Raw genomic sequence first — 12567 nt, 5'->3', positions numbered from 1 at the left:
ATGGCTCGTAGTGGTCTGGCCACCCGGCTGTACCGGGGCGAGGCCGGTCTCGACGTCGTCGGCCGGCGCAAGCTCTGGTTCGGCATCGCCGGGGTGCTCGTCCTGCTCGCGGTGCTCAGCTTCCTGGTGAGCGGCTTCAAGCTCGGCATCGAGTTCAGCGGCGGCAACTCGTACCAGGTCCCGGCGAGCGTCGGCACCCTGGAACGCACCGAGATCGTCACCGAGGAGGCGCTCGCCAGCGCCGGTGGCGGCGCCGAACTGGTCACGGCCCAGAAGGTCGGCGGCCCGAGCGGCGACTTCTACGAGATGCGCACCTCGGAGCTGGACGCCGAGGAGGCCGAGGCGGTCAAGGTCGCCCTGGCCGAGGAGTTCGGTCTCAACGCCGACCAGATCAGCGCCAACCGGGTCAGCTCGGCCTGGGGTGGCCAGGTCACCTCGCGGGCGGTCCTCGGCCTGGTCATCTTCGTCGCGCTGGTGACGGTCTACCTGATCCTGCGCTTCGAGTGGCGGATGGCCGCCGCGGCGGTGGGCTCGCTCTTCCTCAACCTGGTGCTCACCTCGGGTATCTACTCGGCGATCGGCTTCGAGGTGACCCCCTCGACGGTGATCGGCTTCCTCACCATCCTCGGCTTCGCCCTGTACGACGTCGTGGTCGTCTTCGACAAGGTGCAGGAGAACGTCCGGGGGATCACCGCCAACAACAACCAGACGTACGGCGAGGCGGCCAACCTGGCGGTCAACCAGAGCCTGATGCGGTCGTTGAACACCTCGGTGGTCGCCCTGCTGCCCGTCGGTGGTCTGCTCTTCATCGGTGCCGGCCTGCTCGGCGCGGGCACCCTGAAGGACCTCGGCCTGGTGCTCTTCGTCGGTATGGCGGTGGCCTTCCTGACCTCGATCCTGGTGGCCACCCCGCTGCTGGTGGTGCTGAAGAACCAGGAGCCCCGCATCCAGGCGCACAACAAGCGGATCCTGGCCCGCCGGGGCGCGATCGCCCGCGGCGAGATCACCCCGAAGGGGACGCCGCGCTCCGCCGAGGACGGCGAGGAGCCGATCGACGCGGACGCCGCAGCGCTGGCGGGCTCGGCCCCGAAGGTCGGTGCCCGGCCGGCCGGCAAGCGGCCCACCGGCGCGCGGGGCGGTCGCCCCGCTGGCGGCGGGGGCAACCGACCCGGCGGCAAGCGCCGCTGAACCAACGGGTGGGGCGACACCGCCCCACCCGCCGACGATCGACGTCGCGGCGTCCTTCATGCTGTGCGCACAGCATGAAGGACGCCGTGCCGTTTAGGGGGCAATCGTGACGCAGACCCACACCGGGGTACGCGGGGACAGCGGTCCCGCCGTCGCCGAGCTGGTGGCCGGTCGGGTGCTCGACGTACCGGACTTCCCGAAGCCCGGGATCGTGTTCAAGGACCTGATGCCGCTCTTCGCCGACGGTGCGGTCTTCCGTGAGGTCGTCGACGGGATCATCGCCCACCACGGGCGGGAGTCCTTCGACGTGGTGGCCGGCATCGAGGCCCGCGGGTTCGTGGTTGCCGCCGCCATCGCGTACGCCACCGGTGTCGGCGTCGTGCCGGTGCGTAAGGCGGGAAAGCTGCCCCGGGCCACCCACTCGGCCTCGTACGCCCTGGAGTACGGCGAGGCGACCCTGGAGGTGCACCAGGACGCGTTCACCGCCGGCCACCGCGTCCTGGTGGTCGACGACGTCCTCGCTACCGGGGGCACCGCCGGAGCCACCCTCGACCTGGTCGAGCGGGCCGGTGGCACGGTGTCCGGCTTCACCGTCCTGCTGGAGCTGGCCTTCCTCGGCGGCCGGGAGCGGCTGGCCCCGCGTCCGGTCCATGCCCTGCTGACCGTTTGATCCGGCGGCCGTCGGACGGACCCGGCGCGGGCCGTCCGGGGGAGCGGCACGCCAGGTCCCCGACGGGTAGCATTGCCCTTTGCTGACCGGGCGGGGTGACCCGCCGGTGGCACCAGCGCGGCAACCGCCGGGAGGCGGTGGCCGACGACGGTGGCGCGAGCAGAGCAGGACCGCCGGCCCAGGTCGGCGGCGTACCCGGGTCGACCGGTCACGGTCGGCCTGTTCCGGCGAAGGGTGAGGAGGCCGGTGTCCAACGATGTCGTTCCTCCGGTGGAGGGCACGGTGCATCCGACAGGCGACGCGGACAGCTCGGCGACCGACCGGACCGGTGTCGGTCCGGCCCGGCTCCCCGGCGGCAGTGCTCCGGCAGGCACCGGCGGGGTCGGAGTCCCGGCGACCCCGGTGCCGCGCAACGGCGACGGGACGCCTCCCCTGGCAGGTCCGCTGATGGCTGACGACCCGTCCGACCTCACGTCCGGCGGGTTCGCCCTGGCTGACGCGCCCACCGGCCGGCGGGTCCGGGCCCGGCTGGCCCGGTTCAACGCGCCCTGGCAGACGTCGCAGGTCAGCGAGGTACTGGAACCGCTGATCTCCACCCATCGGGAGAACCACCCCAAGGCCGACGCCCGCCTGCTCCAGCGTGCCTTCGACATGGCCGCCCGCTGGCACTCGGGGCAGTACCGCAAGTCCGGCGACCCGTACATCACCCACCCGCTCGCGGTCGCCACCATCCTGGCCAACCTCGGCATGGACACCACCACCCTGGTGGCGGCGCTGCTGCACGACACCATCGAGGACACCGCCTACACCCTGGACCAGATGAAGGTCGACTTCGGCGGCGAGGTCGCGCTCCTGGTCGACGGCGTCACCAAGCTCGACAAGGTCAAGCTGGGCGACGCCGCCAAGGCGGAGACCATCCGCAAGATGGTGGTCGCCATGGCGAAGGACCCCCGGGTGCTGGTCATCAAGCTCGCCGACCGGCTGCACAACATGCGTACCCTCACCTTCCTGCCCCGCCCCAAGCAGGAGCAGAAGGCCAAGGAGACGCTGGAGATCCTGGCCCCGCTGGCCCACCGGCTCGGTATGAACACCATCAAGTGGGAGCTGGAGGACCTGGCCTTCGGCACGCTCTTCCCGAAGCGGTACGAGGAGATCAACCGCCTGATCGGGGAGCACCAGCCGCAGCGGGAGGCGCTGCTGCGCCAGGTGACCCAGAAGGTCCAGACCGACCTGAAGGTCGCCAAGATCAAGGCGGAGACCACCGGCCGGCCGAAGCACCTCTACTCGATCTACCAGAAGATGATCGTGCGGGGGCGGGACTTCAACGACATCTACGACCTGGTCGGCGTGCGGATCCTGGTCGACACGGTGCGGGACTGCTACGCCGCGTTGGGTGTGATCCACGCGAACTGGCAGCCGGTGCCGGGCCGGTTCAAGGACTACATCGCGATGCCCAAGTTCAACATGTACCAGTCGTTGCACACGACGGTCATCGGGCCGACCGGCAAGCCGGTCGAGATGCAGATCCGCACGTACGCCATGCACCGCACCGCCGAGTTCGGCATCGCGGCGCACTGGAAGTACAAGGAGCACAAGGGCACCCAGATCGTCGGCCCGCCCGCGCACATCGACGAGATGACCTGGCTGCGGCAGCTGCTGGACTGGCAGCGGGAGGCGGCCGACCCGAGTGAGTTCCTCGACGCGCTGCGCTTCGACCTGTCCAGCCAGGAGGTGTACGTCTTCACCCCCAAGGGCGACGTCATCCCGCTGCCGACGGGCTCGACGCCGGTGGACTTCGCGTACGCGGTGCACACCGTTGTGGGGCACAAGTGCATCGGGGCGCGGGTCAACGGCAAGCTGGTGCCGTTGGAGTCGGCGCTCTCCAACGGCGACGTGATCGAGATCTTCACCTCGAAGTCCGACACCGCCGGCCCGACGCAGGACTGGCTCGGCTTCGTCAAGAGCCCCCGGGCGCGGACGAAGATCCGGCAGTACTTCAACAAGGAGCGGCGCGAGGAAGCGATCGAGGCCGGCAAGGACTCGATCGTGAAGGCGATGCGCAAGCAGGGCATGCCGTTGCAGCGGATGCTCACCTCGGACGCGTTGATGACGATCGCCCGGGACCTGCACCTGGCCGACGTGGCCTCGCTCTACGCCGCCGTGGGGGACAGCCAGGTCTCCGCGCAGTCGGTGGTGCAGCGGCTGATGGCCGCGTACGGCGGCGAGGAGGGCGCGGTCGAGGACATCGCCGAGACCGCCGTCGCCACCCGTCCACCGCGCAACCGGGCCAGCAGCCACGATCCCGGGGTGGTGGTCCGGGGCGTCAGCGACGTCTGGATCAAACTGGCCCGCTGCTGCACGCCAGTCCCGCCGGACGCGGTCTTCGGGTTCGTCACCCGCTCCGGCGGGGTCAGCGTGCACCGGGACGACTGCGCCAACGCCGAGGACCTCAAGGAGCAGCAGGAGCGGGTGGTCGAGGTGAGCTGGAAGCTCACCTCCGCCTCCACGTTCCTGGTCGCCATCCAGGTCGAGGCCCTCGACCGGCACAAGTTGCTCGCCGACGTGACCCGGGTGCTCTCCGAGGAGCGGGTGAACATCCTCTCCGCCACCGTCACCACCACCCGGGACCGGGTGGCGGTGAGCCGGTTCAGCTTCGAGATGGCCGACCCGAAGCACCTCGGTCACCTGCTGGCCGCCGTCCGCAAGGTCGACGGAGTCTTCGACGCGTACCGGGTGACATCCGGCGCCTGACCCTGCGTCCCGGCCCTGCCGGCGGGCGTACGCGGAACGCCCGCCGGCGGGGCCGGCGGGCGTTCTCGTGGCGGAGCGGAGGCTGCGTCAGCCCTGGACCGCGCTCATGGTCAGCTTCTTGATGACGACCTCCTTCTTCGGGTGGCCACCACCTGCCTGCTGGCCGAAGGCGTTGTCGTGCCCGGCCGCGCCGACCTGCTTGACGATGTCCATCCCCGAGGTGATCGTGCCGAGCACCGTGTAGTTCGCGTCGAGCTGCGAGTCGCCGTACACGATGAAGAACTGGCTGCCCGTGCTGCCCGGCTGACCGGAGTTGGCCATCGCGATGACGCCCTCCGGGTACGGCGGCCGCTTGTCGGTGGGCAGGTTCTCCTCGGCGAAGCGGTAGTGCGGGCCGCCGGTGCCGTCGGTCTCCCGCCAGCCCTTGCCGGTGGCGCTCGGGTCACCGCACTGCAACACCTTCAGCCCTTCGGTGACCAGCCGGTGGCACTTGCTGTTGTCGAAGAAGTTCTTGCTGGCCAGGTGGGTGAAGCTGGCCGCCGTGCAGGGCGTGTCGGCGAGATTGACCTTGGCGGTGATCGGCCCCAGGTTGGTGTCGATCGTCATGGTCTGGGTGCCGACCTTCGGCTGCTGCGTGCCGGGCAGGCCGACATCCTTGGTCTGCGGCGTCCGCTGCTCGGCCGGCGACTCGTTCCAGACGCAGAGGGCGGTGCCGGACGTGGCCGTGGTGTCGGTCTCGTCGTCGCCCAGGCTCGTCACGAGCCACACCGTGCCGGCGACCACGAGCAGCAGGGCCGCCCCCGCCCCGACGATCGCCTGCATCTGCCGGCGCTTGCGGGCCTTGGCCGCGCGCTCGGCCATCTCCCGCTCGAGTCGGGCCCGCGCCGCCGCGCGCTGCCGCTCTCTGGTGGACGTCACGGTCACTCCTCGTCATGTTCCGGCGGTCAGTTGCCGCAGATGTGGTGTGGGCCGGCGGTCAGCCGTCGCTCGGAGTCGCCGACGGCGCAGCGGCCGGGCTGCTCGGAGCGGGGGCCGGCGTCACCGCCGGCGTCGTTGCCGGCTCGCCGACGGTCAGGCTCTGGATCACCACGTCGGTCTTCGGCTTGACCTTCGCCCCCGACCCATTGTCCACGGTCTCCAGGGCGCCGACCTTCTCCACCACGTCGAGCCCGCCGGTGACCTTTCCGATGACCGAGTACGCCGGCTCCGTCGGGTCGAAGTCCTTGAAGAAGATCAGGAACTGGCTGCTGTTGGCACCCGGCGGGCTGGCGATCATCGCCACGGTGCCCTTCGGGTACGCGGGCGGCTGGTCCGCGGCCGGGCTGGGCGACGGCGTGTCGGGGACGTTCTCGTCGTAGAACGAGTAGGTCGGGCCGCCGAGTCCACTGCCGCTCGGGTCGCCGCAGCGCAGCGCCCCCTCGGCGGTGATCTCGTGGCACTTGGTGTTGTCGTAGAACGAGCGGCCCGCCAGGTGGGCGATGCTCGCGGCGGCACACGGCGCGCCGGCCAGGTCCAGTTCGACGGTGATCGGGGCACCCTGGTTGGTGGTCACCGTCATCGGGCGGGTGCCGGAGGTGGGCAGACCCTTGGTCGGCGGGGTCCCGACGTCCTTGAGGTCGCCGTTGCCCTCGGCGTTCTGCGGCGTCCAGGCGCACACGTCCGGCTCGGCCCGGTTCTCCTCCGGGTCCCGGTCGAAGCCGCCGAGCGCCCAGACCGAACCGACCACGACGAGGGCGAGCACCACTGAAGCGCCGACACCCGCCTGGATCTGGCGGCGGCGCTTGGCGCGGGCGGCCCGGCGGGCCATCTGCCGGTCGAGCTTCTCCCGTGCGAGTTTGCGCTGCCGGTCCCTGCTGGAAGCCACCCGCGCTCCCCTTCCTCTACCCTGGTCGTCATGGCGGACGGGCGCCGGGCACCGCCGGGCGCAAGTGCGCCACGCCACACGCCCGCCAGAGTGTACGGGTACCGGCTGGGAATGTGGTGTACCAGGTCGGCCAAGGGTTCTATCGTCATCTTTCACTGGCCGTACGGCCCCGCCCACCCGGGGTGTCCGCGCAGCCCCGCGCCGCTAGGCTGCGAAGCGGTAACGCCTCGACGAGAAAGGGGAGCGGACGTGCTCGTGGCCGGCTTTCCCGCGGACGCCTTCGGCACCAACTGCTACGTGGTCGCCACCGCGCCGGGGGAGCAGTGCGTGGTGGTCGACCCGGGCATCGGCGTGCTCGACCGCCTCGACGCGCTGCTCGCCGAGCACCGCCTGCATCCGGCCGCCGTCCTGCTCACCCACGGGCACCTCGACCACACCTTCTCGGTCGCCCCGGTCTGCGGAGCGCGCGGCATCACCGCGTACGTCCACCCGGACGACCGGGAGTTGCTCGCCGACCCGGCCAAGGGCCTCTCCATGGACCTGCGCCAGCTCTTCGGCGGTCGCCTGCCGTACACCGAACCGGAGGACGTCGCCGAGCTGACCGACGGCGCGACCCTGGCCCTGGCCGGTCTGGAGATCACCGTCGACCACGCCCCGGGCCATACCGGCGGGTCGGTGCTGTTCCGGATGCCCGGTGTCGGCTCACCCTGGGAGGCCGAGCAGATCTGCCTCTCCGGTGATGTGCTCTTCGCCGGCTCGATCGGTCGCACCGACCTGCCGGGCGGCAGCATGCCCGCGATGGTGACCAGCCTCCGGGAGAAGATCCTCCCGCTGGCCGACGACACCGTCGTGCTGCCCGGCCACGGCCCCGCCACCACCATCGGTCGCGAGCGCCTGAGCAACCCGTACCTCATCGAGGCGGGTGGCGGCGCGAGCCCCGTCGCACCCACCCGAGGCTGGTAGTCCCGCACCCGCGCGACGCGCGGGAGGTCAAGGAGCACCCAATGAGCAGGCCCACGCCCATCTCCGGCTTCCCGGAGTGGACGCCGTCGCAACGCATGATCGAGCAGTACGTCCTCGACCGGCTCCGCGACACCTTCGAGCTGTACGGCTTCGCCCCGCTGGAGACCCGCGCGGTCGAGCCGTTGGACCAGTTGCTGCGCAAGGGGGAGACCTCCAAGGAGGTCTACGTGATCCGGCGGCTGCACGAGGAGGAGGGCACCGCCCCGGCCGCCGACGACACCCTCGGCCTGCACTTCGACCTGACCGTGCCGTTCGCCCGCTACGTGCTGGAGAACGCCGGCCGGCTCCAGTTCCCGTTCCGCCGCTACCAGATCCAGAAGGTGTGGCGGGGGGAACGGCCGCAGGAGGGGCGCTACCGCGAGTTCCTCCAGGCCGACATCGACATCGTCGACCGGGACACCCTCGCCGCGCACCACGAGGCGGAGATGCCGCTGGTGATCGGGGACGCCCTGCGCGGCCTGCCGATTCCGCCGGTGCGGATCCAGGTGAACAACCGCAAGGTCTGTGAGGGCTTCTACCTGGGCCTCGGCCTGACCGACCCGGAGGCGGCGCTGCGCGCGGTGGACAAGCTCGACAAGATCGGCCCCGACCGGGTGGCGGAACTGCTCGGCGACACCGCGGGGGCGAGCGAGACCCAGGCCCGGGCGTGCCTGGCCCTGGCCCGGATCTCCGCGCCGGACGCGGCGTTCGCCGCGCAGGTGCGCGCCCTCGGGGTGTCCCACCCGCTGCTCGACGAGGGCATCGAGGAGCTGACCCGGGTGGTGGAGACCGCGGCCGCGCACGCGCCCGGTCTCTGCGTGGCCGACCTGCGCATCGCGCGCGGGCTGGACTACTACACCGGCACCGTCTACGAGACCCAGTTGCAGGGCTTCGAGAAGTTCGGCTCGATCTGCTCCGGCGGCCGGTACGACAACCTGGCCAGCTCGGGTGCGAGCCGGTTCCCCGGGGTGGGCATCTCGATCGGGGTGAGTCGCCTGCTCGGCCTGCTCTTCGGGGCGGACCGGCTCACCGTCTCGCGGAGTGTGCCGACGTGTGTGCTGGTGGCGGTGCCGACCGAGGAACGACGGGCGGAGACCGACCGGATCGCCCAGGCGTTGCGCGGGCGCGGCGTCCCGTGCGAGGTGTCGCCGACCGCCGCCAAGTTCGGCAAGCAGATCCGGTACGCCGAGCGACGCGGCATCCCGTACGTCTGGTTCCCGGGCGTCGACGGGGCTCCGGACGAGGTCAAGGACATCCGCTCGGGCGAGCAGGTGACCGCCGACGCGGGGGAGTGGACCCCGCCACGGGCCGACCTCAAACCGCTGGTCAGCTAGCCGGGACGTTACTGGCGCGTACGCGATAGAGTCCCTACGGTGGCGTAGGTTACGCCACCGTAGGGAGAACCCGTGACCGCTAGCACCGCTCTCAGCCAGACCGCCCTGCTCCTCGAGCTCGAGCCCGTCGTCGAGAAGAACCTGAACCGCCACCTGAGCGTGGCGAAGGAGTGGTTCCCGCACGAGTACGTGCCGTGGAGCGAGGGGCGCACCTTCGACGGCCCGCTCGGCGGCGACGCCTGGTCGGAGTCGGACTCGACGATGTCGGAGGTGGCGCGCACGGCGCTGGTCGTCAACCTGCTCACCGAGGACAACCTCCCCTCGTACCACCACCAGATCGCCACGCTGTTCGGCCCGGACGGGGCCTGGGGCACCTGGGTGGGGCGCTGGACCGCAGAGGAGGGACGGCACGGCACCGCGATCCGGGACTACCTGACGGTGACCCGGGCGGTCGACCCGGTGGCCCTGGAACGGGCCCGGATGACGCACATGACGGCCGGCTACTCCAACGCCCACGACAGCGAGGTGCTGCACACGCTGGCGTACGTGTCGTTCCAGGAGCTGGCGACCCGGATCTCGCACCGCAACACCGGACGGGTGACCGGCGACCCGGCGTGCGAGGCGCTGCTGGCCAAGGTCGCCGCCGACGAGAACCTGCACATGGTCTTCTACCGCAACCTGCTCGCCGCGGCGTTCGAGCTGGCCCCGGGGCAGGCGATGCGCGCGGTGGCCGACGTGCTGGCCGACTTCCAGATGCCCGGTGCCGGCATCGACGGCTTCGCCCGCAAGTCGGTGGCGATCGCCCTCGCCGGCATCTACGACCTGCGTCAGCACCGCGACGACGTGGTGGTCCCGGTGCTGCGGCAGTGGGACGTGTTCAACGTCTCCGGGCTCGACGCCGACGGCGAGGCGGCCCGCGACCAGATCGCCGCCCAGCTCGACACGCTGGAGCGCCAGGCGTCCCGGTTCGAGGAGCGGCGCGCGGCCCGCGCCGCCCGTCTCGCCGCCTCGTCCTGACCCGTCGCGCGCCGGTGGGTCAGCCCCTCGGTGGCGGGGCCGCCGGCGCGCCGGGCAGGTCGAACAGGAGGCAGGTGGAGGGTCCGTAGCGCTGCTCCGGCGCCCTCAACCGGCCCCTGCTGCGGTGTGGTCAACGGCGCCCGCGGTGGTGGACCGTCACTCCGCGAGCCTCCAGGCGGGTCGGGACATCGGGGTCGTCGAGGTGCGCCAGGCTGATGTCCAGGTTCCGCAGCGCCAGCAACGACTCCAACGCCCCCGCCCCGGTGCAGTCGCCGGTCAGGACCAGCTCCGACAGGGTCGGGTGGCCGGCCAGCGGGGTCAGGTCCAGCGGCTCCGGGTGGTATCCGTGGCCGTCCAGGTCCAACGACTGCAGGCCCGACAGCGCGTGGATGCCCTCCAGCGACGTCACGTTGTAGTCGTCGGACTCGCCGCCCGTGTCGATGTCCAGGGTCTGCTCGACGAGCATGTAGATATCGTTGCCGCCGTCGAAGTCCAGGTGGGTGATCGCCGTGGCCGCGGTGGACGGCACCGCGACGGCGTGCAGGAGGTCCAGCGACGCCGCCAGGCGCGGCCCCGGGCCCGGATAGCCGTCGTCCGGGCCGTCCGGGCCGGTCGACTCGATGATCGCTCTGAGGTCGGCCTCGGCGATCACCTCGTCGGTCAGGAGGGCGTTCAGGATGCCGAGGTGCAGGCCGCGGTCGGCGAAGACGATGCTCATGATCTCGACCGTATCGCGCCGCGAGGGTGGCTTCCGACGGGGGGCGGGTCGCCGGCCAGGGGACGCGCCGTGCCGTTCCCGGCCGGGAGCCGCCCGGTGCCGGTCCGCACCGGGTGCCCCTGACACAATGCGAGGGGTAAAGCTGGACCGCAGATGAGGAGACGCAAGTCGTGATCCGTACCCATGACGCCGGCGGCCTGCGCGCGGCGGACGCCGGCACCACGGTGACGCTCGCCGGGTGGGTCGCCCGCCGGCGCGACCACGGCGGCGTCATCTTCGTCGACCTGCGCGACGGCTCCGGTGTGGTCCAGGTGGTCCTCCGCGAGGAGGACGCGCACGCGCTGCGCAACGAGTTCTGTGTCAAGGTGACCGGCGAGGTGACCCGCCGCCCCGAGGGCAACGAGAACCCGGAGCTGCCGACCGGCGACGTCGAGGTGACCGCCACCGGCCTGGAGGTGCTCTCCGAGGCGGCGCCGCTGCCGCTGCCGGTGGACGACCAGGTCGAGGCGGGCGACGACGTCCGGCTCCGCTACCGCTACCTGGACCTGCGCCGGGGTGGTCCGGCCAACGCCATGCGGCTGCGTTCCCGGGCCAACCAGCTCGCCCGGAAGGTGCTGCACGAGCGGGACTTCCTGGAGATCGAGACGCCGACGCTGACCCGGTCGACGCCCGAGGGCGCCCGGGACTTCCTGGTGCCGGTCCGGCTCCAGCCGGGCAGCTGGTACGCCCTGCCGCAGTCCCCGCAGCTGTTCAAGCAGCTGCTCATGGTCGGCGGCATGGAGCGGTACTACCAGATCGCCCGCTGCTACCGCGACGAGGATTTCCGCGCCGACCGGCAGCCGGAGTTCACCCAGCTCGACATCGAGATGTCCTTCGTCACCGAGGACGACGTGATCGACCTCGGCGAGGCGATCGTCGCGGAGCTGTGGCGGGACCTCGCCGGCCACGAGATCTCCCGGCCGATCCCCCGGATCACCTGGCACGACGCGATGGCCCGGTACGGCTCCGACAAGCCGGACCTGCGCTACGGCGTCGAGCTGACCGAGCTGACCGACTACCTGCGCGGCACCGCGTTCCGGGTGTTCGCCGGCGCGATCGACGCGGGCGGGTACGTCGGTGCGGTCGTCATGCCGGGCGGGGCCGCGCAGACCCGCAAGGAGCTGGACGGCTGGCAGGACTGGGCCAAGGCGCGCGGCGCGAAGGGCCTGGCGTACGTGGTGCTCGACGCCGAGACCGGCGAGCCGCGCGGCCCGGTGGCGAAGAACCTCTCCGCCGAGCACCTCGCCGGGTTGGCCGACGCGGTCGGCGCGAAGCCCGGTGACGCGGTCTTCTTCGCCGCCGGCACGAACACCCGCGAGGCGCAGGAGCTGCTCGGCGCGGCCCGGGTGGAGATTGCCAAGCGGGCCAAGCTGGTCGACGAGAGCGCCTGGGCGTTCTGCTGGGTGGTCGACGCGCCGATGTTCGAGCCGGTCCTCGACCAGGAAGCCGGCGGGGCGGGCGGCTGGACGGCGGTGCACCACCCGTTCACCTCGCCGAACTCGGAGTGGATGGACCGGTTCGACCAGGCTCCCGACCGGGCCCTGGCGTACGCCTACGACATCGTCTGCAACGGCAACGAGATCGGTGGCGGCTCGATCCGTATCCATCGGGGCGACGTGCAGCGGCGAGTCTTCGACCTGCTCGGCATCACCCCGGAGGAGGCGCAGGACAAGTTCGGCTTCCTGCTGGAGGCGTTCAAGTACGGCCCGCCCCCGCACGGCGGCATCGCGTTCGGCTGGGACCGGGTCTGCATGCTTCTCGCCGGCGCGGACTCGATCCGCGAGGTGATCGCCTTCCCGAAGACCCGGGGCGGCTTCGACCCGCTGACCGGGGCGCCGACCCCGATCACCGTCCAGCAGCGCACCGAGGCGGGCATCGACGCCAAGCCGAAGGCACCGGCCGCCGCGCACACCGGCACCGCCGGCCCGGCCGCCCCGGTGGCCGACCCGACCTGATCCACCGCCCGGACGACGAGAGCCGGGGT

At 71.6% G+C, this 12567-nt stretch carries 10 protein-coding genes; 7 read left to right on the top strand and 3 right to left on the bottom strand.

Features of this window, described 5'->3' with window-relative positions; all coding sequences use genetic code 11:
* The 3 genes from secF to GA0074694_RS26950 all read left to right on the top strand — a co-directional run bounded on the left by secF (position 1) and on the right by GA0074694_RS26950 (position 4609).
* Entirely contained in the window at positions 1–1188 is a 1188-nt protein-coding gene (gene secF, locus GA0074694_RS26960; protein WP_091462780.1) for a protein translocase subunit SecF, read from the top strand.
* A 106-nt stretch (positions 1189–1294) separates the two neighbouring features.
* On the top strand, positions 1295–1858 hold the full coding sequence (locus GA0074694_RS26955) for an adenine phosphoribosyltransferase (RefSeq protein WP_091462779.1): 564 nt from the start codon (positions 1295–1297) through the stop codon (positions 1856–1858).
* Positions 1859–2128: 270 nt separating this feature from the next.
* Positions 2129–4609: a RelA/SpoT family protein gene (locus tag GA0074694_RS26950; RefSeq protein WP_176738202.1), complete on the top strand. Its 2481-nt coding sequence runs from the start codon at positions 2129–2131 to the stop codon at positions 4607–4609.
* A gap of 87 nt (positions 4610–4696) precedes the next feature.
* Here the strand turns inward: GA0074694_RS26950 and GA0074694_RS26945 are convergent, their stop codons facing one another.
* Complete coding sequence (locus GA0074694_RS26945; RefSeq protein ID WP_245714928.1) at positions 4697–5527, bottom strand: peptidylprolyl isomerase; 831 nt, start codon at positions 5525–5527, stop codon at positions 4697–4699.
* Between the two features lie 58 nt (positions 5528–5585).
* On the bottom strand, positions 5586–6473 hold the full coding sequence (locus GA0074694_RS26940) for a peptidylprolyl isomerase (RefSeq protein WP_091462777.1): 888 nt from the start codon (positions 6471–6473) through the stop codon (positions 5586–5588).
* A gap of 249 nt (positions 6474–6722) precedes the next feature.
* Here GA0074694_RS26940 and GA0074694_RS26935 point away from each other — a divergent pair, with 249 nt between their 5' ends.
* The 3 genes from GA0074694_RS26935 (at position 6723) to GA0074694_RS26925 (ending at position 9826) form a co-directional block, all read left to right on the top strand.
* Positions 6723–7436: an MBL fold metallo-hydrolase gene (locus GA0074694_RS26935; RefSeq protein ID WP_091462776.1), complete on the top strand. Its 714-nt coding sequence runs from the start codon at positions 6723–6725 to the stop codon at positions 7434–7436.
* Between the two features lie 41 nt (positions 7437–7477).
* Positions 7478–8809, top strand: a complete 1332-nt coding sequence (gene hisS, locus GA0074694_RS26930; protein WP_091462775.1) for a histidine--tRNA ligase — start codon at positions 7478–7480, stop codon at positions 8807–8809.
* Between the two features lie 72 nt (positions 8810–8881).
* On the top strand, positions 8882–9826 hold the full coding sequence (locus GA0074694_RS26925) for an acyl-ACP desaturase (protein WP_091462774.1): 945 nt from the start codon (positions 8882–8884) through the stop codon (positions 9824–9826).
* Between the two features lie 130 nt (positions 9827–9956).
* Here GA0074694_RS26925 and GA0074694_RS26920 read toward each other — a convergent pair whose 3' ends face one another.
* The gene (locus GA0074694_RS26920) at positions 9957–10544 is read right to left on the bottom strand and encodes a DUF6892 domain-containing protein (RefSeq protein ID WP_091462773.1); all 588 of its coding nucleotides are present in this window, start codon (positions 10542–10544) and stop codon (positions 9957–9959) included.
* Positions 10545–10714: 170 nt separating this feature from the next.
* On the opposite strand from GA0074694_RS26920, the gene aspS reads away from it, so the two are divergent.
* The gene (aspS, locus tag GA0074694_RS26915) at positions 10715–12538 is read left to right on the top strand and encodes an aspartate--tRNA ligase (protein ID WP_091462772.1); all 1824 of its coding nucleotides are present in this window, start codon (positions 10715–10717) and stop codon (positions 12536–12538) included.
* The last annotated feature ends 29 nt before the right edge of the window (positions 12539–12567 follow it).

The sequence above is a fragment of the Micromonospora inyonensis genome, from assembly GCF_900091415.1.
Classification (GTDB): domain Bacteria; phylum Actinomycetota; class Actinomycetes; order Mycobacteriales; family Micromonosporaceae; genus Micromonospora; species Micromonospora inyonensis.
Note: the sequence above shows the minus strand (reverse complement) of the source record. Positions and strands in the feature narration are given on the sequence as shown.